This window comes from Nocardiopsis lambiniae, from assembly GCF_031845465.1.
In the GTDB taxonomy this organism is placed as follows: Bacteria; Actinomycetota; Actinomycetes; order Streptosporangiales; family Streptosporangiaceae; genus Nocardiopsis; species Nocardiopsis lambiniae.
The window spans coordinates 322404-344628 of the sequence record NZ_JAVREP010000005.1; the positions used below are offsets into that span (position 1 = coordinate 322404).

The window sequence follows — 22225 nt, forward strand, 5'->3', positions numbered from 1 at the left end:
ATGGGTTACAACGCGGCGATCGCCGGGGCCAGTGGATACGCCGGAGGCGAGGTGCTCCGCCTGCTGCTCGACCACCCCGAGATCGAGATCGGCGCCGTCACCGCCGCCAGGAACGCCGGGACCCCGCTCATCGCCCACCAGCCGCACCTACTGCCCCTGGCCGACCGGATCCTGGCGCCCACCGACCTCGACTCCCTGCGCGGCCACGACATCGTCTTCCTCGCCCTCCCGCACGGCCAGTCCGCCGACATCGCCCAACGGCTCGGCGACGACGTCCTCGTCATCGACTGCGGCGCCGACTTCCGCCTGGAGGACCCCGGCGCCTGGGAACGCTTCTACGGCACCCCCCACGCGGGCACCTGGCCCTACGGCCTGCCCGAGCTGCCCGGACAGCGTGAGCGGCTCACCGGGGCCAAGCGCGTCGCCGTCCCCGGATGCCACGTCACCGTCGCCACCCTCGCCCTGTTCCCCGGCCTGGCCGAACAGCTCGTCGAGCCCGACCTCACCGTGGTCGCCGTCACCGGCACCTCCGGCGCCGGCAAGGCCCCCAAGCCCAACCTCATCGGCAGCGAGGTCATGGGCGCCCTCACCCCCTACGGCGTGGGCGGCGTCCACCGCCACAACCCCGAGATCGTCCAGAACCTCACCGCGGTCACCGGCGAACCCGTCAGGCTCTCCTTCACCCCGGTCCTGGCACCCCTGCCCCGCGGCATCCTCGCCACCTGCACCGCGCCGGTCAAGCCCGGCGTCACCGCCGAGCAGGTGCGGGCCGCCTACGAGACCACCTACGCCGACGAGCCCTTCGTCCACCTCCTGCCCGAGGGGACCTGGCCCAGCACGGCCATGACGCTCGCCGCCAACACCACCCTCGTCCAGGTCACCGTCGACCCCGACGCCGGACGCATGGTCGTCGTCGCCGCACTGGACAACCTCACCAAGGGCACCGCCGGCGGCGCGATCCAGAGCGCCAACCTCGCTCTCGGCCTGCCCGAGCCCACCGGCCTCCCGCTCGCCGCCGTGGCTCCCTGAGCACTGGAAAGGCACAACGTGAGCGTCACCGCACCCCTCGGTTTCCGGGCCGCGGGCGTCAGCGCGGGCATCGGCGAGGAGGGCGTCCGTGACGTCGCCGTCCTCGTCAACGACGGCCCCTCCCGGGCGGCCGGGGCGGTCTTCGGCACCGATTCCGACCGCTCCGCCCCCGCCCTGTGGTCCCGTCAGGTCCTCTCCGGGGGCCGGGTCCGCGCCGTCGTCCTCAACTCCGGCCGCGCCAACGTCGACACCGTCCCACTCGGCTTCCAGGACGTCCACGCCCTGGCCGAGCACACCGCCGTCGCGTTCGACGACTCCGCCGCCGAGATCGTCCTGTGCGCGGTCGGCCCCGTCGGCGACCGGCCGCCCCTGGACCGGCTCACCGGCGGCGTCACCGCAGCCGTCGCCGAACTCTCACGAACCGGGGGGCTGACCGCCGCCGACGCCGTCCGCACCACCGACACCGTCGTCAAGATCGTCTTCCGACGCGGCGTCGGTTACACCGTCGGCGCCATGGCCAAGGGCCCCGACCCCTCCCTGTCCACCGGCCTGTACGTCGTCACCACCGACGCCGAACTGGCCGCCGACCGGTGCCGGGACCTCATCGCCACCGCCGCCGCCAAGACCCTGCCACCACTGACCGGCCCGGCCGACATCGCCCTGCTCATGGCCAGCGGGGCCGCCGGCGTCGCCCCCGACGAGGAGGCCTTCGCGGCCCTGCTCGCCGAGGTGTGCGCCGACCTGGCCGCCCAGATCGACGCCGACCCCGCCACCACGGAGCACGAGAACCGCACATGATCTCCCGATCCACCGACACGGGCAACGCCCAGGCCCAGGCCATGGACAAGGCCGCCAACCTCATCGAGGCCCTGCCCTGGCTCTCCCGATTCCACGGCCGGACCGTCGTGGTCAAGTACGGCGGCAACGCCATGATCAGCGAGGAACTGCGCGCCCGCTTCGCCGAATCGATCGTCTTCCTCTACTACGCCGGACTGCGCCCCGTCGTCGTTCACGGCGGCGGCCCCCAGATCAGCGCCATGCTCGACAAGGCGGGGGTGGAGTCGACCTTCACCGCCGGACTCCGGGTGACCACCGATGAGGCCATGGACATCGTCCGCATGGTCCTCACCGGCCAGGTCAACCGCGAGATCGTCGGGCTGATCAACCGGCACGGCCCCTTCGCCGTCGGCATGTCCGGGGAGGACGCCGACCTCCTGGTCGCCGAACGCAAGAGCGTCCGAGTGAACGGTGAGAGCGTCGACATCGGCCGCGTCGGAGAGGTCACCGAGGTGAACCCCGGCGCCGTCGCCGCGCTCATCGCCGACGGCCGCATCCCGGTCATCTCCAGTGTCGCCCGCGCCGACGACGGCGGCGTCTACAACGTCAACGCCGACACCGCCGCCTCCGCGCTCGCCGTCGCCCTGAACGCCGACAAACTCATCATGCTCACCGACGTCGAGGGCCTGTACGCCGACTACCCGGCCAACACCGAGCTCATCAGCCGCCTCGACGTCGACGAGCTCACGGCCCTGCTGCCCAGCCTCTCCTCGGGCATGCTCCCCAAGATGGAGGCCTGCCTGACCGCCGTCCGAGGCGGCGTCCCCCAGGCCCACATCATCGACGGCCGCGTGCCGCACTCCCTCCTCCTGGAGGTCTTCACCGACCAGGGGGTCGGCACCATGGTCGCCGACGAGGAACTGGAGGCGGCCCTGCTCTCCGGCGACCGACCGCGCCCCTCGTACCCCCGCGACACCCGTACCGACGACACCCACGGAGGCAGGCCATGACCGGCTCCGAACTGCGCGAGCGCTTCGCCGCCTCGCTCATGCCCAACTACGGCGTCCCCCGGATCGCGCTCACCCTCGGGCGCGGTTGTGAGGTCTACGACGTCGACGGCCGCCAGTACCTGGACCTCATCGCCGGAATCGCCGTCTCCTCCCTGGGCCACGGACACCCGGCCCTGGTCAAGGCGGTCGCCCACCAGGCGGCCACCCTCGCCCACACCAGCAACCTCTTCGTGCACGAACGCGAGGTCGAACTCGCCGAACGTCTCGTCTCCCTGCTCGGTGGCGACGCCAAGGTCTTCTTCGCCAACTCCGGCACCGAGGCCAACGAAGCGGCCCTGAAGCTGGTCAAGCGCGCCGCCGGCCCCGGCCGCCACTACTTCGTCGCCGCCGGCAAGGGCTTCCACGGTCGCACCTCGGGATCCCTGGCCCTCACCGGCAAGGACGCCATCCGCGAGCCCTTCGGTCCCTTCGGCATGGACGTGCGCTTCGTGCCCCACGGCGACCTCGACGCCCTGCGCGAGGCCGTCGACACCTCCTGCGTCGCCGTGTTCGTCGAAGCCACCCAGGGCGAGGCCGGCGTCGTCCCCGCGCCCGAGGGTCATCTGGCCGGTGTCCGCGAGATCTGTGACGCCACCGGCGCCGCCTTCGTCCTCGACGAGATCCAGAGCGGCATCGGCCGCACCGGCGCCTGGTTCGCCCACCAGTCCGCCGGGGTGCGCCCCGACGTGCTCACCCTCGCCAAGGGCCTCGGCGGCGGCCTGCCCATCGGCGCCTGCGTCGGGTTCGGCCGCTACGCCGACGCCTTCCACAAGGGCGACCACGGCTCCACCTTCGGCGGTAATCCCATCGCCTGCGCCGCCGCGCTGGCGGTCCTCGACACCATCGAGGCGGAGGACCTGCTCGCCCACACCACCGTGATGGGCGAGCTGCTCGCCGAACGCCTCGACGCCATCGATCACCCGCTCCTGGCCGGCCAGCGGGGCTCCGGGCTGTGGCGGGCCCTGATGCTCACCGGGCCCCACGCCGCCCACGTCGAGGAACAGGCCGCCGTCCGCGGCTTCCTCGTCAACGCCGTCGCGCCCGACACCATTCGGATCGCGCCGCCCCTGGTCATCACACCCGAACAGATCGGTGTGTTCATCGAGGCCCTGCCCACCGTCCTGGACGCCGCCGAGGCCGCCGCAATCAAGGAGAACCAGTCATGACCCGGCACTTCCTGCGCGATGACGATCTCACCCCGGCCGAGCAGACCCGGGTCCTCGATCTCGCCGACGCCATGAAGAAGGACCGCTTCGAGCACCGGCCCCTGGCCGGTCCGCGCACGGTCGCCCTCCTCTTCGACAAGCCCTCCACGCGCACCCGGCTGTCCTTCAGCGTCGGGGTCGCCGACCTCGGCGGCACCCCGCTGGTCCTGGAGTCGGGCAGCACCCAGATGGGCCGGGGCGAACCCCTCGCCGACACCGCCCGCGTCCTGGAACGCCAGGTCGCCGCCGTCGTCTGGCGCACCTTCGCCCAGAACGACCTGGAGACCCTCGCCGCCGACATCTCCGTGCCGGTGGTCAACGCCCTCACCGACGACTTCCACCCCTGCCAGATCCTCGCCGACCTCCAGACCGTCCGCGAGCACAAGGGCACCCTGGCCGGGCTCACCCTCGCCTACCTCGGCGACGGCGCCAACAACATGTCCCACTCCTACCTGCTGGGCGGCGCCACCGCCGGACTCCACGTCCGGATCGGCGCCCCCGAGGGGTACCACCCCGACCCCGAGGTGCTCGCCCGCTCCGCCGAGATCGCGCGGACCACCGGCGGCTCGGTCACCGTCACCGCCGACCCCCACGAGGCCGCCGTCGGAGCGGACGTCGTCGCCACCGACACCTGGGTGTCCATGGGCCACGAGGACGAGGCGGCCGTCCGGGAGGCGCCCCTGCGCCCCTTCATCGTCGACGAGGCGCTCATGGCCGTCGCCGCCTCCGACGCGATCGTCCTGCACTGCCTGCCCGCCTACCGGGGCAAGGAGATCTCCGCCGAGGTCATCGACGGACCGCGCAGCGTCGTCTGGGACGAGGCCGAGAACCGCCGCCACGCCCAGAAGGCCCTGCTCGCCTTCCTGCTGGGGCACGGCGACGCGGTGGAGGACGGGCGACGATGACCGCAGATGGGGGCACCACGGCCCCGATGACCAAGGCGGCGCGGCACGCCCGCATCACCGAGGTCCTCACCCGCGAGGACATCCGTTCCCAGGGTGAACTGGCCAAACGGCTCGCGGAGACGGGCGTCCAGGTCACCCAGGCCACCCTGTCCCGAGACCTGGACGAACTCGGCGCGGTCAAACTCCGCACGGCCGCCGGGCACCTCGCCTACGTCCTACCGGGGGAGGGGGGCGAACGCCTCCAGCGCACCCGCCCCGACAGTCTCGACCTGGCCCAGGTCTCCGGTGCCCGGCTCACCCGCCTCGCCGAGGACCTGCTGGTGGCGGCGGAGGCCTCCGCCAACATGGTCATCGTCCGCACCCCGCCGGGCGCCGCGCAGTACCTCGCCTCGGCCATCGATCACACCGACTTCCACGCCATCCTGGGTACGATCGCCGGAGACGACACCATCCTGGTCATCTCCCGCGACCCCCAGGGCGGAGAGGAACTGGCCGCCGCGCTCCTGCGCCTGGCCGATCGCCGGCCCTAGGACGTGTCGGGTGGGCGCTCTCGATCGGTCCGGCGTCCGCGCCGATCGACCCGAGCCCGGAACGGACCGAACACGTCCCGGCCGCGCCCGCGCGCACCATCGACGGGTACGGGGCCACACCGGCCCCGGGCCCCTTCCACCATGAGGAGAACCACACCATGGCCGACCAGCCCGAGGCGTTGCGCCTGTGGGGAGGCCGCTTCGAGGGCGGACCGGACCAGGCTCTGGCCCGGCTGTCGCTGAGCACCCACTTCGACTGGCGCCTGGCCCGCCACGACATCGCCGGTTCGCGCGCCCACGCCCGCGCGCTGCACCGCGCCGAGCTGCTCACCGACGACGAGCTCGACCGCATGATCGACGGGCTCGACCGGTTGGAGACCGACGTCGCCTCGGGCGCCTTCACCCCCGTTCTCGAAGACGAGGACGTGCACACCGCCCTGGAGCGCGGGTTCATCGAACGGGTCGGCCCCGAACTGGGTGGACGGCTGCGCGCCGGACGCTCCCGCAACGACCAGATCGCCACCCTCATCCGCATGTACCTGCGCGAGGAGGCCCGCGCGATCGCCGCCGACCTGCTGGACCTCGTGGGTGCCCTGGCCGACCAGGCCGCGGCCCACCCCGACGCCTCCGTGCCCGGTCGCACCCACCTCCAGCACGCCCAGCCGGTGCTGCTCGCCCACCACCTCATGGCGCACGCCTGGCCCCTGGTGCGCGACATCGAACGGCTCCGCGACTGGGACCGCCGCGCCGCCGTGTCCGCCTACGGCTCCGGCGCGCTGGCCGGTTCCTCCCTGGGTCTGGACCCCGAGGCGGTCGCGGTCGAACTCGGCTTCCCCACCTCGGTGGAGAACTCCATCGACGGCACCGCCGCCCGCGACGTCGTCGCCGAGTTCTCCTTCGTGACCGCGATGATCGGCGTGGACCTGTCCCGCCTGTCGGAGGAGGTCATCCTCTGGGCGACCAAGGAGTTCTCCTTCGTCACCCTCCACGACTCCTTCTCCACCGGGTCGTCGATCATGCCCCAGAAGAAGAACCCCGACGTCGCCGAACTGGCCCGCGGCAAGGCCGGTCGCCTCGTCGGTGACCTGGCCGGGCTGCTCACCACCCTCAAGGGGCTCCCGCTCGCCTACAACCGCGACCTCCAGGAGGACAAGGAACCGGTGTTCGACGCCGTCGACACCCTCCACCTGCTGCTGCCCGCGATGACCGGCATGATCGCGACCCTGACCTTCCACACCGACCGCATGGCCGAACTCGCCCCTCAGGGCTTCTCCCTGGCCACCGACATCGCCGAATGGCTGGTGCGCGAACGGGTCCCCTTCCGGGAGGCGCACGAGATCGCCGGCGCCTGCGTGCGGGTGTGCGAGGAACGCGGCATCGACCTGCCCGACCTGGACGACGCCGACTTCGCCGCGATCTCCCCGCACCTGACCCCGGCGGTCCGCGAGGTGCTCACCGTCGAGGGTTCCCTGGCCTCCCGCGCCGGCAGGGGCGGGACCGCGCCGGTCCGGGTCGCCGAACAGCTGGACCGCCTGCGCGCCGTGATCGACGAGAACCGCAAGGCCTTCGTCTGACCCGTCCCGGGCCCGATCCCGACCCCGACCCCGACCGCACAGGGCGCCTCCCGATCTCCGGGAGGCGCCCGCGCCGTTCCCCGAGTCTGGAACGGGGTGCCTCTTTCGTCGTTTCCCCATCGCCCCCTTCCCCGTTGCGATAGCGTCCTGATTCTGCGGGTGCCGCTCCGTGCCCTCCCCTGTGCACACGGTGACGGTCCGCACTGGAGCCACACCGAAGCGGTGCCCGCGACCAGTCCGTGGGAGGAGCGCAATGGGGAAACCGGGAGGCAGGCGCCGCGGTATCAGGGCGCAGCTCAACAAGATGGTGCTGATTCCCAGCATCACCTTCCTGGCCCTGTTCGTCCTGCTCAGCATGGCCACCCTCGCCCAGGCGGTATCGCTGCGCTCGGCCGTGACCGAGGGCCGGGCCGGCGTTCAACTCGTCACCGCGCTCACCCGGCTCCAAGAGGAGCGCCGTCTCGGCGCCGCGTACCTGGCGGCCCCCGACGCCGCCTCGCGGCAGGCCCTGGTCGACCACGCCCACGTCACCGACGAGGCCGTCGACATCGTCCGCGACCTGCGCGGTTCGCTCGGCGATCGGGACGATCCCGCCACCGTCGCCCTCACCGACGAATTCCTCGCCTCACTCGACGCCGCCGCCGGGGCCCGCACCTCGGCCCTCACCGACCCCGGTTCGGCCGACGCCGTACTGGACGACTACACCACCGCGATCCACCAGGGCATCCGCCTCTACTCCGGCACCGCCCGCGCCATCGACGACGGCCGGGCCGCCGCAGCCGCCGCCGCCACCGCCGACCTGCTGTGGGCGCAGGAGGGTTTCAGCCACGCCGACGCCCTGGTCGGCGTGGTCGCCGCCCGAGACGAACTCACCCGAGACGACCAGACCCGGGTCGCGGCCCTGCTGCACGACGCCCGGCGGCGACTGGACACCGTCGACCCCGGTGAGGACCGGGACGGGACGACACCCGCCACCGTCACCGAAGGGGCCGACTGGAAACGGCTCATGGCGATGGGCGACGCCCTCGTCGCGCACGAGGCTCCCACCTCCCTGGACCCCCTCACCGGCGAGATCGTCAGGGACACCTCACCGCCCGACGGGTCGGCCGACTGGCGCGACGGCGCCGACCGGGTCAACGCCGACCTGAGCGCGCTCACCGCCCGGCGGGCCGGTGACGTCGTGACCATCACCGAGGCCGCCAGCGCCTGGATGCTCAGCCTCTCCCTCGGAGGCGGCATCACCTCCCTGTTCGCCGGCACGGTCGCCTACGGCGTCGCCGCCCGCTCCGCCGGTCGCCTCACCTACCGCCTGGCCCGGCTGCGCGCCGAGACCCTGGGGACCGCCCGCGTCGACCTGCCCCGCATCGTCCGCCGCCTGGAGGCCGGGGAGAGCGTCGATCTGGACACCGAGATCAAACAGCTCGACCACGGCGACGACGAGGTCGGCCAGGTCGCCGACGCCTTCAACATCGCCCAGCGCACCGCCGTCGAGGCCGCCGTGAAACAGGCCGACCTGCGCGCCGGGGTCAACCGGGTCTTCCTCGGCATAGCCCACCGCAACCAGTCCCTGGTCCAGCGCCAACTCCAACTGCTGGACCGGATCGAACGCGAGGAGGACGACCCCGACCTGTTGGAGGACCTCTTCCGACTCGACCACCTCGCCACGCGGGGCCGCCGCCACGCCGAGAACCTCATCATCCTCGGCGGTTCCCGTCCCGGCCGCCGCTGGCGTCAGCCCATCCCGCTGATCGACATCCTGCGCGGCGCCGTCTCCGAGACCGAGGAGTACGCCCGGGTCCGCCTCACCTCCGTCCCCGACCTGGCCCTGACCGGCTCGGCCGTCGCCGACGTCATCCACCTGCTGGCCGAACTCGTCGAGAACGCCACCGCCTACTCGCCTCCGCACACCGAGGTCGCCATCTCCGCCGGTTCCGTGCCCAAGGGGGTGGCCATCGAGATCGAGGACCGCGGGCTCGGCATGACCGAGGACGCTCTGTCCCGGGCCAACGGAACCCTGAGCGAGGCACCCGAATTCGACGTCATGGCCCCCGGCACCGACGCCCGCCTGGGCCTGTTCGTCGTCGCCCGCCTCGCGGTCAAACACGACATCCAGGTCGAACTCCGGCCCTCGCCCTACGGCGGTACCCGCGCGGTCGTGCTCGTTCCCGGGGGACTGTTCACCACCGTCGGCGGCACCGCCCCGGTGCCCGAACGCCCGCGCGTCACCCCGCGCCGCCTTCCGCGCGGGTCGAGGGCGACCGACCGCGACGGCGCCTCGACGGTCGGGGAGACCGCCGGCACCGTCGACGTCCTCATCGCCGAGGACACCGACGGCGTCGTCCGGCCCCGCCCCCTTCTGCGGCCGGTCCCACCGCCCGAAGGGCAGGAGGACGACCCCGAACGCCGCGCCCCGCTGTTGCGCAGCGTTCCCGTGCCGCAGACGCCGCTCCCGTCGCAGGACACCGAACGCGTCGCCACCGAAGGAGACCGACCCGGCCTGCCCCGACGCAGGCGGCAGGCCAGCATCGCCCCCCAACTCAAGCGAACACCCGACCCGGAGGCGGAGGTCGAGGGGACGGCGCCTCCGCGCCCGGCCTCCCGCAGTCCGGAACAGGCCCGCCGCATGATGGACGCCTTCAGCGCGGGCACCCGCAAGGGCCGTGCCGCCGACGTCGGCGGAGACGACGGGCAGCGGTACGACAGTCATCAGGTCGGTGCCGGCACCGACGACCACAGGGGAGAGAACGACTGAGATGGTGGGCATGAGCAACGCCACGGACAACCTCGACTGGCTCTTGGACGACTTGGTCGACCGCGTCGTCGGGGCCGCGCACGCGATCGTGCTGTCGGCCGACGGCCTGCTCCTGGGCCGGTCCCGAGGGCTGCCACCGGAGGACGCCGAACACCTGTCGGCCCTGGCCTCCGCGTTCCAGAGCCTGGCCCGGGGCACCGGGCGGCACTTCGGGGGCGGTGACGTCCGCCAGACCGTGGTGGAGATGGAGCACTCCTATCTCTTCGTCACCGCCGCCGGGGCCGGCGCCTGCCTGGCGGTCCTGGCCACGGAGGACGCCGACGTCGGCCTGGTCGCCTACGAGATGAACCTGCGGGTCAAGCGGGTCGGCCGGTTCCTCACCGCCGCGCCCCGCCGGCCCGGGGAGCTCACCGCCACCGGGGGTACCGGATCATGACACCGCAGGAGGGACGGCGGGGGCGGGCCGCCCGACGCCCCGCCATGCCCTGGTACCCGGGACGCGGACATCCCACCTCGGAGGGGCCGTCCAACGGCCTGTCCCCGGGGGAGACGCCCGAGGGCTCCCTGGTCCGCCCCTACACGATGACGCGCGGCCGGGTCCGACCCACCGGGACCGGACCCCGACTGGACCTCATCACCATCGTGGTGACCGCCCGCGAGCGGCGCGAGCACGCCCTGGAACCCGAGTGTCGGGCCATCCTCGATCTGTGTCGCAGGCCGATCTCGGTCGCCGAGATCTCCGCCCGGCTCGACATCCCCCTCACCGTGGTGAGGGTGCTCCTGGGCGACCTGCTCGCCGATGGCGACATCCGTACCCGGGCGGCTGTGCCCGCCGCCCGGCTCCCCGAGAAGAAAGTGCTTCAGGCGGTACTCGATGGCATCCGCAGACTCTGACATCAGGCCGGGGGAGCCCGAGGCGATCCCGCAGGCCGTCAAGATCATCATCGCCGGCGGTTTCGGCGCCGGTAAGACCACCATGGTGGCCTCGGTCAGCGAGATCACCCCGTTGAGCACGGAGGAGGTGATGACCGAGGCCGGCTACGGCATCGACGACACCGAAGGGGTGGAGGAGAAGGCCACCACCACCGTCGCCCTGGACTTCGGCCGGATCACCGTCAGCCCCGACGTCGTCCTCTACCTGTTCGGCACCCCGGGGCAGAACCGTTTCTGGTTCATGTGGGACGAACTCGCCGAAGGCGCGCTGGGTGCGGTGGTCCTCGCCGACACCCGGCGCCTGGAGACCTGCTTCCACGCGGTCGACTTCTTCGAACGCCGCGGGGTGCCCTTCGCCGTCGCGGTCAACCGGTTCGAGGGGGCCACGGACTACGAGACCGAGGAGGTGCGGAAGGCCTTGGACGTCGCTCCCGAGGTGCCGATCCTGCTCGCCGACGCCCGCGACCGCGGTTCCTGTCGGGACGTGCTGGTCGCCCTGGTCACCCACGTCATCCGCGGCCGTAGCCCCGCCCTGAGCGGGTGAGCCCACCGGGGTGGTACCCCGCCCCACCGATGGGTGATCGATCCGGTGTACGTTCGGGAGACACGCCCGTGGATATGACCTGGAACGCTACAATGGCGCGTCAGTGACACCGCTCGGATCGGGCACCCCATCCGCCTCTCATCCTGAATCCTGGTATGCGAAACTCTGATCGACTTCCCCCGCGCGAACTGCCCAAGCGGCGGTCCGGCCGCCATCGGAACCCGCTGTCCTTCGACGATTGGTTCGGCACCCCGACCCTCATCATGGCGGTCCCGGGTACGGCCGAGCAGGCCCGTGGCGTCGGCGGTGAGTCGATCGGCGCCCGCATGGCCGACCTGGTCCGCGCCTACCGGCCCGAGGTGACCATCCGCCACGGTCACGTCGAGGGCGACGAGGAGACCCTCACCGAGGCGCTCACCGATCTGAACGCGGACGGAGAGCGCCCGCTGGCGGCCGTGGTCGTTCCGCTGGTGACGGCCCCGCACGCCGGGGTCTCCGCCGCCATCGACGCGGCCGTCCGGACCTCCGGGGTCACCGTGCGCGTCACCGAGGGTCTGGGCCCGCATCCCATGCTCGCCGAGGTGCTGCACCTGCGCTTGGCCGAGGGTGGTTACGTGCGCGCCGACCGCATGCGTCTGATCAGCGTCGTGGCCCGGGACACCGGTATGGCGGACGGTGTCGTGGTGGGCGCCGTCGGTGGTGAGAGCGCCGTGGGCGCCGCCGGTGTGACCGCCGTCCTCCTGGCCGCGCGCCTGGGGTTGACCGTACTGCCCGCCGACCTGGAGAACGAGGCCGCGCTGGAGCAGGCCATCGGACAGCTGCGCCAGGGCGGCTGCCGCCGCCCGGTGATCGCCCCCAGCGCTCTGGGGCCGGAGCTGCACGCCGACCTGTCGGCGACGGCGGAGCGGCTCGGTGCCCGCCTGGGCGCCACGCTGGGCGCCGACGGCCTGCTCGGCAAGATCGCCGCCCTGCGCTACGCCGAGATCCTCAACTCGCTGGGCGTGGAGCAGCCGCCGACGGCCGATCAACTGCCCGCGCCGGTCGGTTCCCGACACCGGCCGGACTCCTGAGGGCGGCGACACGCCGTGGGATGAGGCACGTTCGAGGGGCCGTCCGCTTCGGTGGACGGCCCCCTTGTCGTTCCCAAGGGCTTCGACCAGGAGTTTCAAGGGGATCCGGCGGGGGGCTCCGGGCCCTTTTCCACTCCGAAGACAACTCGTAGTAATCATTCGACAACGTTAAGCCATGATTGTTCGATAGCCTCGGCACGACCGAAAGCCGCCGGGGCCCTCTCGTGAGGCCCGGCACACGCACAGGCTGGAGGGGCCATGCGCAGAACCCGAGTCAAAGCGTCCACGATCCGTGGGCAGCTCAACCGCATCGTCCTCGTGCCGAGTCTGTGCTTCCTGGCTCTGTGGCTCATCGTGGCCGCCGTCGGCACCGTTCAGGCCGTCCACCTCATGGGCGTCGTCGCCCAGGCGCGCGAGGGCACCGAGGTCTTCTCCGCGGCCGTCCTCGAACTGCGCGCCGAACGCCGTCTGAGCCTGACGCACCTGGGCCGCACCGAGGCCGGCGCCACCGTCGACCCCGACGAACCGCGCGCACAACGCGAACGGACCGACACCGCCGTCACCGCGGCCCTGGACCTCGCCGAACACCTGCGCGGTACCCGTGACGACGAGGTCCGGCGCAGCGCCGACGCCTTCATCACCTCGGTCGAGGAGGTGGCCGCGCTGCGCACCGTGCTCGACGACGGCTCCGCCGTCCAGGAACAACTCCTCATCGGCTACGGACGGGTCATCGACGACGCCACCGCCGTCTCCACCGCCCTGGTGCACACCACGGACGGCGGCGACAACCTCACGGACGCCGTCCTCACCAGCGAGCTCCTCGGCGCGGCCGAGGAGTACTCCACCGCCGACGCCCTCTTCGCGGGGGTCATCGCCCGCGGCGGGATGGGATACGAGGAGACCGCCCACTTCACCTACCTGACCGCCTCCTACCGGGACACCCTCGGCCGGACCGCCGACGTCCTCAGCCCGGAGGTGCGCTCCCTCCAGGAGGAGATGACCGCCACCGAGGAGTGGGCCCGGGCCGAGGAGATCAGCCGACAGGTGGTCACCCGACCGCCCGGATCCTCTCCGTCCCCGCAGCGGAACGCCGTCGTCGACGTCGACGCCGCCCGGTGGGACGAGTCCTCCGGCGACTCCGTCGCGCTCATGGACGACCTCGCCCGGGCCCAGAGCGATCGGACCGTCGACCTGGCCTGGAACGCCGCACTCGCCCAGGTCGCCCTGGGAGTGGCCGCCGCACTGCTCTCCCTCGTCGGCGGTGTCATCGCCATCAGCGCCATCGGCCGGTCCTCCCGACGTCTCACCGACCGTCTCACCCTCCTGCGCGAACGGGTCATGGAACGCGACGACGACCTGCCCGACATCGTCGACCGGGCCCAACGCGGGGCCCGCGTCGACGCTTACGAGGAACTGCCCCCGCTGGACGGGTTCGGCGACGACGAGATCGGCCAGGTCGCGGAGGCGTTCGACAGCGCCCAGCTCACCGCCGTCGAGGCGGCCGTGCGCCAGGCGGAGATCCGTCGCGGCGCCAACAAGGCCTTCCTCGGCATCGCCTTTCGCAACCAGAACCTGGTCCAGCGCCAACTGCGGCTGCTCGACGAGATCGAGTACGACGAACAGGACCCCGAGGCATTGGGCCGACTGTTCCGACTCGATCACCTCACCACCCGGGCCCGCCGGTACGCCGACAACCTCATCATCCTCGGCGGCGGCCAGTCCGCCCGCCGCTGGCGCCAACCGCGCCCGCTCGTGGACGTACTGCGCGCGGCCATCGCCGAGACGGAGGACTTCGAAAGGGTCCGGCTGACCTCGGCGCCCCGGGTCCTCATGCACGGTCAGGCCGTCGCCGACATCGTCCACCTGCTGGCGGAGCTGATCGAGAACGCCACCCAGTTCTCCCCGGCGGGAGCCCCGGTCGACGTGGGGTGCGGACCCTGCCCGGACGGACTGCTGGTGGAGGTCGAGGACCGGGGCCTGGGCATGTCCGAGCACGGCTACGAACAGGCCCGGCGCACCCTCGCCCGGCCGCCGGAGTTCGACGTCATGGCGTTGCCGGACGATCCCAGGCTGGGGTTGTTCGTCGTGGCGCGCCTCGCCGAGCGGCACGGCGTCCGCGTGTGGCTGGAGCCTTCGCCCTACGGGGGCACCCGTGCCATCACGCTCATCCCCAGGGGCCTGCTCGAACCCGCCGAGATCCCGATGGCGGCCGGCCCCCGCGGTGTGGTCCCGGCTCGCGCCGAGGTCCCGCCGGAACGGCCGGCCGCCCGACCGGCACCCGCGGCGGAACCCGCCGAGCCGGGACTCGTGGACGACGTGCGGCGGGCCTTCGGGATCCTGCCCGCCGACGCCCCGGTCGAGGACGACCTGTTCACGGCGCCCCCGATGACGCTCGACGCGCCCCCGGGGGACGCGGGTGGGCGTTCGGCGACCGGCGCGCACGGCGTGTTCGACGGTCGTCCCGACGGGGGCGGTCCGCAGGCCGTCCACCCCGACGGGGCCTTCGCCGAGGGCGATCGGGGCGCCGGTCCGCGGCCGATCGCCGATGGGTCCCACACCGGCGCGCACGGCGTGTTCGACCCGCGTTCCGCCGCCTTCGGCGCCGACGACCCCTTCGGTGGAGTCCCCGAGCCCGGCCCGCGGCCGATCGCCGGGCGGGAGACCCGTGTCACGGGCCCGCAGGCGGCGTTCGACGTTCACTCCGGCCGGACCGTCGAAGGCCACGGCACCGGTCCGCACGCGATGGTCGGCCCGGGGGAGCCCGACCCGCCCGGCGACCCGGCCCGCGCCTTCGACGCTCACCCCGACGAGGAGGGGGAACGGCGGCGCGTCCCCGGCGAGCCGGGCGTGCCCGCCCACCGGACCGACCCTCCCGCGTCCGCGCAGGAACCACCGTGGGACGTGCGCTGGGGGCACACCGGACCGCAGGCGATCCTCGATCCCGGTGCCGTCCGTGGTCATCCCACCGGGCACGCCGACGCCGGGGGACCGCGTCCCGTCCCCGACCTCCGGGCACCGCACGGTGCCCCGGACGGACCGGTCGGCCCCTGGAACGGCCATCCCGGCGAGCCCACCGAACCCCTTCCTCACCTGGCGACCGACCGGCCGGACCCGTGGGCCGATCCGTTCGCGGGGGAGCGGAGCACGAACGGGCGCGAAGGCGGACACCCCGCCCCCCGCCGCGACCTGCCACCGGGGTTCACCGGCCCCCGGCCCGTGCCACCCGGGCGCGAGCGTCCCGGCGGCCCGGTCGGCCGGCACGGGGAGGGCGCACCGACCGCCCCCTTCGCCCTGCCCGACGGTGCCCGTCCCGCCGGGCGGCCGGAAGCCGCAGATCAACGCGGCGCACCGCCGCCCCTCCCCGCGGAACAACGTTCCACCGGCCCCCAGGACGTTCGGCCGGGCGACGACCACCTCTCGGACTCCGGTCGGCTTCCTCTGCCCAAGCGCCCCGGGCCCGGCGAACGGGGCGTCCCCCGCGTACCGGCCCCCACACCGCCGGGAGGACACAGTGAGCCATGACAGACGCCGGGCCGCCGCCCGGCACGAAAGGGGGACCGCGGACGGGGCCCCTCAGGACCAGGCCGGACCCGATCGGACGGAGGAGCGGTTCCTGCGCCCGTTCGCCGTGGCCGCCGGAGACCCCGGCGGCCCGGCCTCCGGCGGCCACCTCGCACCGCTCGACCTGCTCACCCTGGTCGTGGCCGCGCGCACCCCGGGACGGAACGAGTGGCTGCGCCCCGAATGCGGGACCATCCTCCGCCACGCCCTGCGGGCCCGCACGGTCGTCGAACTCTCCGCCGAGGTCAACCTTCCCGTCGGGCAGGTCAGGGCCATGGTCGCCCGGATGATCGCCGACGGTTCGCTCCAACGCTGCGGCCCCTCGCGCCCGCTGGCCCGCAAGGACATCCTCCACGCCGTCCTCGTGGGCCTGCGCTCCCTCTGACCCCGGCCCCGACTCGCGGACGAGTCCCCCGGTCCGTCCCCGCGCACCTCCGGGCGCTCGCCGGCCCGGCCCGCCTCCCGGCACCGGACGCCCCCACCGACGTGATCCCCGTGTGCGGCCGTCCCACGATCGATTTCCCGATCCCCATGCTCCTCGCAGGTCACTCGGGCGTTCACACCGGTGCGAACACCCGGGTCCGAACGGCTCGGTGATTCATCCTCGACCGAGTGGGAAGGCCACGGGACCGGAGACGCGGGCGTGTCGGAACAGGGTTGTCCACAGGTTCGAGAGCACCCTGGTCTCGGCTCCCGGTACGGCCCAGCATGAGAAAGAGAGCCGGAAGGGCCGGGACGGTCCCGAGCCGCCCCGGCCGGAGGCCACCATGTCCTTGATCCGCCGGACCGTACCGTTCCTCGCCGTGACGCTCGCCTTCGCGCTCACGGCGGCCACCACCGTCACCGCTCTACGAGGGGGAGAATTGGACGGCTTCAGCATCGGGCGTCTGCCCGCCGCGATCGACGAGGAGACCTCGGTCTCCGACTTCGAGTACGAATGGGGCGACGTGTCCTTCACCAGCAGGGTGTGGGAACGCGCCAGGGACGGGGGCGGTTTCGAGGTCGTCCTTCAGATCCTGGTCATGCGCGGCGCGTCGCTCACCGACCTGGACGCTCTGCACACCTTCCTCGCCGAGTACCACGAGCGGTCCCCGGACGAGTGGGACCTCACCCCGTTCGACAACGGTGACCTCCCCGCCCTGCACGGAGACACCGAGGCGTTCTGGACGCCCGCGACGGGGGTGGGCATCGAAGTGCGCGACGCCTTCGGAATCCTGGGGCAGGAGGAACTCCTCGCCACGGCGCGGGGGATCACCTTCGACGATCCGGCCTGAGGGACGCTCCGGTCCCTCGGGCCGGACCTGGGGCCGGACGCACGCGGGCCCCGGGCTACAGCCTCGGGACCCGCGTGCGGTCGATGCCGGATCCGACTCAGCAGCCGTCCAGGACCGCGCGCAGCGCGCTCTCCTCATCGGGGTCCACGCTCAGCTCCCACACGTGCTTGACCTCGATCCACGCAGCCGCGTACTCGCAGTGCGACGACTCCAGCGGAGGCATCCACTCCGCGGGGTCGGAGTCGCTCTTGGAACGGTTGCTTGAGGCGCTGACCGCCCACAACTGGGGGGAGGACTCCAGGTCGTTGGCGAACCGCTCCCGCTCCTCGGTGCTCCACGCGTGCGCGCCCGAGCGCCACCCCTCCTTCAAGGGGACCATGTGGTCGATGTCGATGTCCTGTGCATCGGTGAAGGTCTCACCGTCGTAGTCGCTGTACCAGGAACCGGAGACGGGCTTGCAGTCGTCGTCCGTCTCCACGTTCTCCCCGGAGCGCACCAGCACCACCTGACGGGTGCTGCACCCGTCCTGCACGTTGGAGGTCCAGTGGGGGAACATCGAGCGGTCGTAGCCGGGCGGGTCGTTCTCCTCCTCGACGCGCAGTTCGTCGAGCATGGTCCGGGCCTGCTCGACGGACAGGTCGCCGGAGGGGGCGGAGGCGCCGCCGCCGTCCCGTGGGCCGTCGGCCCCTTCCTCCGTCCCCAGGTCGATGATCCCGAGCTGGTACAGGACGAATGCTGCGACGGCGATCACGCCGACCACGGCGGAAACGATCCCACCGAGTTTCGACGAGGACTTCTTATCGGCCATGAGGGAACTCCACGAGCAGGCAACCGGTGCACCGTCGGGGGACGGCGCCGTCACCAGCTTGTCGCATGTCCGGGCCGTGCGGAAACATCTCGCCGGTTCGGGTTCGTCTCGATCCGTCCGGTCGGCCCCCGCGGAGGGAACGGGCGGACCGCGCGGGGAGAGGACCGGTCGGGGTCTCGGGAGACCGGGAACGGCGGTGCCGAGGCCCCGACCGACGGGGGCGTGAACCGGAGAGGACTCAGGAGGCGAGGAGATCGAACACGAACGACCCCACCAGCAGCGCACCCACACCCGCGCCGTACGCCCACGCCCGCCGCCGGTCCGGCAGATCCCGCGACACGCGCCACCCGTACAGGACCGTCCCCGCCACCACCAGCGCACCTTCGACCACGGCCGCCGCCACCGGCAGCTCCCACAGCCCCAGGCCCAGCAGGGGGAGGCCGCCCACATCACCGGGCAGCACGTGCATGTCGGGGCGGTGCACCAGCAGATCGAGCAACCAGTGGGAGAACACCACCCCGCCGAGCACCCACCCGGCATCGGGCCCCCACCGCCGACGCAGGAACAGGTGCACCAGCGATCCCACCACCACCGCCAGGATCACGTTGGAGACCAGCGAGTGAGAGAACGGCGCGGTGATGAGCAATGAGCCGTAACCGCTCAGCCCGGGCTCGGCGGGGTCCAGGCTCTCCAGACCCATGACGGACAACGGCGCGAACACCAGGTCCGGCGCCTGCGAGGCCACCAACAGCGCCGCCATCGGTATCCCCGGACGCCACGCCTTGACGATCCCGGCCACCCCGAAATGTCCCGCGAACATCAGACCCCGCCCTTCTCATCCCTGTGCTGTCTCTCATCGCGTCCGGTGCCGTCCGGTCCAGGGACATCGGTCCCCGGCCACTCCCGGTAGGCCCGGACGAACCCTTCCACCAGCAGCCCGAAACTCTCGTCCACGTTCACCGGCAGGCCGAACCCGCCCTGTGTCTCCAGATCCACGAACCCGTGCAGCGAGCTGCGCATCGCCCGGATCGCGTGGACCGCCCGATCCTCACCGATCCCGAAACCGCGCAGCACCGCCGCCAGCACCGCGACCGGATCGGGGGACAACGGCACGTCCGGTGTGGCCAGCCCGGGCAGCCGTTGCAGAGCGGCGTACCGACCGGGGTGGGCGTGGGCGTAGTGGCGGTAGGCGTCGGCGAAGGCCCGCAGCGCGTCCGCGCCGGACCGTCCCACCGTGGCCCGCTGCACTCGTTCGCCGATCTCGTTCGCGCCCAGGATCGCCACCTCGCGCCGCAGTCCGGGCAGTCCGTCGATGTGCTTGTACAGGCTGGGCACGGCCACCCCGAACCGCTTGGCCACGGCGGCCAGGGACAAGGCCTCGAAGCCGTGTTCGTCGCTGAGACGTGCCGCTTCGGTGACGACCAGCTCCCGGGTGAGCCCGACCCTAGGCATGCGCCCGCACCTCCTCGATCAGTTCCTTGAGCACCGGGACCACCAGGTCGGGCCGCTGACTCTGGGGGTAATGGCCGCAGTCGGGCACCATCACCACCCGGCCTCCGACGACCGAGCCGACCCAGGCGGCCTCCGCCGCCGGGTCTTTCCAATCGGGGTCCAGCTCACCGCCGATCACCACGGCCCGGGCGCGCAGTCCCTCCGCGGTCAGCACCTCATCACCGGGTGCGTAGATGGTCGCGTGCACGGCGCGGTAGCGGTCGGCGGGGCGCAGCATGGCCAGGACGCGGTCCAACTGCTCCCGATGACCCTCCGGTTTCCGACCCCGGTGGAGACCGTCATAGAAGCCGGTCAACAGGCGTGGACCCCACGGACGCAGCAGCATCAGCCGCTGGGCGATCCGGACCACCGCGTTCGGGCTCGGGCTGCGCAGGAAGGCGGCCATGGGAACGATGCCGGCCACCAGATCGGGACGCTCCAGCGCGGCGATGGTCACGGCGGCGCCGCCCAACGAGTTGCCGACCATGACGACGTCCTCGCCGCCCAGTTCCTCCGCCAGGGCGATGGCGTCGTCGGCCGCGGCCCGGTTGGTGTGATCGTCGAAGGTGGCATCGCTGTCCCCCTGCCCGCGCAGATCCATGACGGCGACACGGTGTCCGGCCTCGGCCAAGGCCTCGCCGACGAATCGGAAGGACGCCCGGTGATCGAACATGCCGGGCACGCAGACCACCAGGGTCCCGGTCCCGTCGGCTCCGTAGAGGTCGTAGGCGATCCGCCCCTGAGGTCTGGCGAGGTACCGCACGATGTCTCCTCCGTTACGCAGGCTCATGTCCATAGCCAGAAAGCTAATGGCATTAGCCAAAGCTGTCAAGGCCCTTCCCGCACAGGACTTTCGGGAGCCGGACGGACACGCCCGTGACCAGAGCCGATAGCGTGGCGGTGAGGAGAAAAGGGGTGAGCCCCCACCCGGGCCGACCTACACTGCAAGGCAGATCGGGCCTCGGGCCCGCCTACACGATCAGAGAGCAAGCACAGTGACCGACATCATCGACGAACTCCAGTGGCGCGGCCTCATCGCGCAGACGACCGGCCTTGACGCACTCCGCAAGGCGATCGCCGATGGTCCGATCACCCTGTACTGCGGCTTCGACCCCACGGCGGGAAGCCTGCACGTGGGTCACCTCACCCAGATCCTCACCCTGGCCCGTTTCCAACAGGCGGGACACCGCCCCATCGCCCTGGTCGGCGGCGGGACCGGCCTCATCGGAGACCCCAAGCCGAGCGCCGAGCGCCGGCTGAACTCCACGGAGACCGTGCTGGGGTGGGTGGAGTCGCTGCGCGGCCAACTGTCGGCCTTCCTTCGGTTCACCCCGCAGGATGAGAACCCGCGGCCGAACGACGCGATCCTGGCCGACAACGCCGAATGGCTGAGCGGTATCAACTCCATCGAGTTCCTGCGCGACGTGGGCAAGCACTTCAGCGTCAACCAGATGCTGGCCCGAGAGACGGTCAAGAGCCGCCTCGACGGAGAAGGCATGAGCTACACCGAGTTCAGCTACGTGCTCCTCCAGTCGTACGACTTCGTGCAGCTCTACCGGCGCTTCGGATGCACGTTGCAGACGGGCGGCTCCGACCAGTGGGGCAACATCACCGCGGGGCTGGACCTCGTCCGCCGGATGGACGGCAACGAGCCGCACGGCCAGGCGCACGCCCTGACCACCAACCTGCTCACCAAGGCCGACGGCACCAAGTTCGGCAAGACCGAGACCGGCACGGTCTGGCTGGACCCGGAGTCGACCTCGCCGTACGCGTTCTACCAGTTCTGGTTCAACGCCGACGACCGTGACGTGATCCGCTACCTCAAGGTGTTCAGCTTCCGCTCCCGTTCGGAGATCGAGGACCTGGAGCGCCAAACCGAGGAACGCCCGCAGGCCCGTGCGGCCCAGCGCGCCCTGGCCGAGGAGCTGACCACGCTCGTGCACGGTGCCGAGGAGTGCCGCAAGGTCATCGACGCCAGCCTGGCGCTCTTCGGCCGTGCCGAGCTGTCCGAGCTCGATGGCCGCACGCTGGAGGCGGCCCTGTCCGAGGTGCCCAAGACCGAGGTCGCCGGTCCGGTGGCCGAGCTGCCGACGGTGGCGGACCTGTTCGCGCGGAGCGGTCTGACCCCGAGCAAGTCGGCCGCGCGTCGCGCCATCCAGGAAGGCGGTGCCTACGTGAACAACGTGAAGGTCACCGACGTCGAGGCGCGGCTCACCGAGGCCGATGTCCTCCAGGGAAGGTTCGTCGTCCTGCGCAAGGGCAAGCGCAACATCGGCGGTGTGGTCCTGGCGGGCTGACGACCGGTGTCCGATCGACGGTCGGATCCGACGTGACGGTGGAGGGGCCGGCGCCCACGAGGTGCCGGCCCCTCGTCGTGCGCCGTGGGGAGGGCGGAGAATTTGCCCGACCATGAGTGTTTCGTCAGGGAATCTTCAGGGCAAGAACCCGGTTGTCCAGTGACAACGGCCGACACGCTCCCGCTGTGGGGGCAGGCACCCAGGACCCGAAGACGTCGCCCACAGGGGCGCCAGGTTCCCGGTTCGACACCTGACCGGGGCCATGGCTTGACGTCCTCGTCCTCTTCCCCTATAGTCGGACGAGTCGCTGCGGGACGGCGAGACCCCTTCTGGGAGTGCTCGGAACCGGACCGTGATCAAGCGCCATATTCTCTCCACTCCCGATCGGGCGTCACGGGCATGTGTCCGGAGGCGGTAAGGTCGAGA

General features: G+C 72.1%; 20 protein-coding genes. 16 read left to right on the top strand and 4 right to left on the bottom strand.

The window, feature by feature from the left end:
• The 15 genes from argC to RM479_RS10715 all read left to right on the top strand — a co-directional run bounded on the left by argC (position 1) and on the right by RM479_RS10715 (position 17203).
• Entirely contained in the window at positions 1-1029 is a 1029-nt protein-coding gene (argC, locus tag RM479_RS10645) for an N-acetyl-gamma-glutamyl-phosphate reductase (RefSeq protein WP_311511537.1), read from the top strand.
• An 18-nt stretch (positions 1030-1047) separates the two neighbouring features.
• Positions 1048-1827, top strand: a complete 780-nt coding sequence (locus RM479_RS10650) for a bifunctional ornithine acetyltransferase/N-acetylglutamate synthase (RefSeq protein WP_311511538.1) — start codon at positions 1048-1050, stop codon at positions 1825-1827.
• Positions 1824-2816, top strand: coding sequence for an acetylglutamate kinase (argB, locus tag RM479_RS10655; RefSeq protein ID WP_311511539.1), 993 nt, complete (start codon positions 1824-1826; stop codon positions 2814-2816). The genes RM479_RS10650 and argB overlap by 4 nt, the downstream gene beginning before the upstream one ends.
• Positions 2813-4021 carry an acetylornithine transaminase gene (locus RM479_RS10660; RefSeq protein ID WP_274812077.1) on the top strand — a complete coding sequence of 403 codons (1209 nt, stop codon included), beginning with the start codon at positions 2813-2815 and terminating at the stop codon, positions 4019-4021. Before argB ends, RM479_RS10660 begins: the two co-directional genes overlap by 4 nt.
• Positions 4018-4965 (top strand): ornithine carbamoyltransferase, encoded by a 948-nt coding sequence (gene argF / locus RM479_RS10665; protein ID WP_311511540.1) that lies wholly within the window; start codon positions 4018-4020, stop codon positions 4963-4965. The genes RM479_RS10660 and argF overlap by 4 nt, the downstream gene beginning before the upstream one ends.
• Positions 4962-5495: an arginine repressor gene (locus tag RM479_RS10670; RefSeq protein ID WP_274812079.1), complete on the top strand. Its 534-nt coding sequence runs from the start codon at positions 4962-4964 to the stop codon at positions 5493-5495. The genes argF and RM479_RS10670 overlap by 4 nt, the downstream gene beginning before the upstream one ends.
• Positions 5496-5653: 158 nt before the next feature.
• Positions 5654-7069 carry an argininosuccinate lyase gene (gene argH, locus RM479_RS10675; protein WP_311511541.1) on the top strand — a complete coding sequence of 472 codons (1416 nt, stop codon included), beginning with the start codon at positions 5654-5656 and terminating at the stop codon, positions 7067-7069.
• A 253-nt stretch (positions 7070-7322) separates the two neighbouring features.
• Positions 7323-9821 carry a sensor histidine kinase gene (locus RM479_RS10680; protein ID WP_311511542.1) on the top strand — a complete coding sequence of 833 codons (2499 nt, stop codon included), beginning with the start codon at positions 7323-7325 and terminating at the stop codon, positions 9819-9821.
• Position 9822: 1 nt separating this feature from the next.
• Positions 9823-10257: a roadblock/LC7 domain-containing protein gene (locus RM479_RS10685; RefSeq protein WP_311511543.1), complete on the top strand. Its 435-nt coding sequence runs from the start codon at positions 9823-9825 to the stop codon at positions 10255-10257.
• A complete protein-coding gene (locus RM479_RS10690) occupies positions 10254-10715 on the top strand; it encodes a DUF742 domain-containing protein (RefSeq protein WP_311511544.1) in 462 nt (153 codons plus the stop codon). Before RM479_RS10685 ends, RM479_RS10690 begins: the two co-directional genes overlap by 4 nt.
• The gene (locus RM479_RS10695; protein WP_311511545.1) at positions 10696-11298 is read left to right on the top strand and encodes a GTP-binding protein; all 603 of its coding nucleotides are present in this window, start codon (positions 10696-10698) and stop codon (positions 11296-11298) included. The genes RM479_RS10690 and RM479_RS10695 overlap by 20 nt, the downstream gene beginning before the upstream one ends.
• Positions 11299-11453: 155 nt before the next feature.
• Positions 11454-12368 carry a sirohydrochlorin chelatase gene (locus RM479_RS10700; RefSeq protein ID WP_311511546.1) on the top strand — a complete coding sequence of 305 codons (915 nt, stop codon included), beginning with the start codon at positions 11454-11456 and terminating at the stop codon, positions 12366-12368.
• 258 nt (positions 12369-12626) lie between these two features.
• Complete coding sequence (locus RM479_RS10705) at positions 12627-15890, top strand: sensor histidine kinase (RefSeq protein WP_311511547.1); 3264 nt, start codon at positions 12627-12629, stop codon at positions 15888-15890.
• A complete protein-coding gene (locus RM479_RS10710; protein WP_311511548.1) occupies positions 15880-16314 on the top strand; it encodes a DUF742 domain-containing protein in 435 nt (144 codons plus the stop codon). Before RM479_RS10705 ends, RM479_RS10710 begins: the two co-directional genes overlap by 11 nt.
• Before the next feature lie 382 nt (positions 16315-16696).
• On the top strand, positions 16697-17203 hold the full coding sequence (locus RM479_RS10715) for a hypothetical protein (protein WP_311511549.1): 507 nt from the start codon (positions 16697-16699) through the stop codon (positions 17201-17203).
• Between the two features lie 97 nt (positions 17204-17300).
• Here RM479_RS10715 and RM479_RS10720 read toward each other — a convergent pair whose 3' ends face one another.
• The 4 genes from RM479_RS10720 to RM479_RS10735 form a co-directional block, all read right to left on the bottom strand.
• A complete protein-coding gene (locus RM479_RS10720; protein WP_311511550.1) occupies positions 17301-18011 on the bottom strand; it encodes an HNH endonuclease family protein in 711 nt (236 codons plus the stop codon).
• Between the two features lie 238 nt (positions 18012-18249).
• On the bottom strand, positions 18250-18831 hold the full coding sequence (locus RM479_RS10725) for a permease (protein WP_311511551.1): 582 nt from the start codon (positions 18829-18831) through the stop codon (positions 18250-18252).
• The gene (locus RM479_RS10730; RefSeq protein WP_311511552.1) at positions 18831-19463 is read right to left on the bottom strand and encodes a TetR/AcrR family transcriptional regulator; all 633 of its coding nucleotides are present in this window, start codon (positions 19461-19463) and stop codon (positions 18831-18833) included. The genes RM479_RS10725 and RM479_RS10730 overlap by 1 nt, the downstream gene beginning before the upstream one ends.
• Positions 19456-20265, bottom strand: coding sequence for an alpha/beta fold hydrolase (locus tag RM479_RS10735; protein WP_311511567.1), 810 nt, complete (start codon positions 20263-20265; stop codon positions 19456-19458). The genes RM479_RS10730 and RM479_RS10735 overlap by 8 nt, the downstream gene beginning before the upstream one ends.
• Before the next feature lie 232 nt (positions 20266-20497).
• On the opposite strand from RM479_RS10735, the gene tyrS reads away from it, so the two are divergent.
• The gene (gene tyrS / locus RM479_RS10740; protein WP_311511553.1) at positions 20498-21799 is read left to right on the top strand and encodes a tyrosine--tRNA ligase; all 1302 of its coding nucleotides are present in this window, start codon (positions 20498-20500) and stop codon (positions 21797-21799) included.
• Positions 21800-22225 lie beyond the last annotated feature (426 nt).

Excerpts from the sequence above, each read along its gene's own strand:
- argC (WP_311511537.1), top strand. The coding sequence starts at position 1 with ATGGGTTACAACGCGGCGATCGCCGGGGCCAGTGGATACGCCGGAGGC.
- argB (WP_311511539.1), top strand. The coding sequence starts at position 1,824 with ATGATCTCCCGATCCACCGACACGGGCAACGCCCAGGCCCAGGCCATG.
- RM479_RS10660 (WP_274812077.1), top strand. The coding sequence starts at position 2,813 with ATGACCGGCTCCGAACTGCGCGAGCGCTTCGCCGCCTCGCTCATGCCC.
- argF (WP_311511540.1), top strand. The coding sequence starts at position 4,018 with ATGACCCGGCACTTCCTGCGCGATGACGATCTCACCCCGGCCGAGCAG.
- RM479_RS10670 (WP_274812079.1), top strand. The coding sequence starts at position 4,962 with ATGACCGCAGATGGGGGCACCACGGCCCCGATGACCAAGGCGGCGCGG.
- argH (WP_311511541.1), top strand. The coding sequence starts at position 5,654 with ATGGCCGACCAGCCCGAGGCGTTGCGCCTGTGGGGAGGCCGCTTCGAG.
- RM479_RS10680 (WP_311511542.1), top strand. The coding sequence starts at position 7,323 with ATGGGGAAACCGGGAGGCAGGCGCCGCGGTATCAGGGCGCAGCTCAAC.
- RM479_RS10685 (WP_311511543.1), top strand. The coding sequence starts at position 9,823 with ATGGTGGGCATGAGCAACGCCACGGACAACCTCGACTGGCTCTTGGAC.
- RM479_RS10690 (WP_311511544.1), top strand. The coding sequence starts at position 10,254 with ATGACACCGCAGGAGGGACGGCGGGGGCGGGCCGCCCGACGCCCCGCC.
- RM479_RS10695 (WP_311511545.1), top strand. The coding sequence starts at position 10,696 with ATGGCATCCGCAGACTCTGACATCAGGCCGGGGGAGCCCGAGGCGATC.
- RM479_RS10700 (WP_311511546.1), top strand. The coding sequence starts at position 11,454 with ATGCGAAACTCTGATCGACTTCCCCCGCGCGAACTGCCCAAGCGGCGG.
- RM479_RS10705 (WP_311511547.1), top strand. The coding sequence starts at position 12,627 with ATGCGCAGAACCCGAGTCAAAGCGTCCACGATCCGTGGGCAGCTCAAC.
- RM479_RS10715 (WP_311511549.1), top strand. The coding sequence starts at position 16,697 with ATGTCCTTGATCCGCCGGACCGTACCGTTCCTCGCCGTGACGCTCGCC.
- RM479_RS10720 (WP_311511550.1), bottom strand. The coding sequence starts at position 18,011 with ATGGCCGATAAGAAGTCCTCGTCGAAACTCGGTGGGATCGTTTCCGCC.
- RM479_RS10725 (WP_311511551.1), bottom strand. The coding sequence starts at position 18,831 with ATGTTCGCGGGACATTTCGGGGTGGCCGGGATCGTCAAGGCGTGGCGT.
- RM479_RS10730 (WP_311511552.1), bottom strand. The coding sequence starts at position 19,463 with ATGCCTAGGGTCGGGCTCACCCGGGAGCTGGTCGTCACCGAAGCGGCA.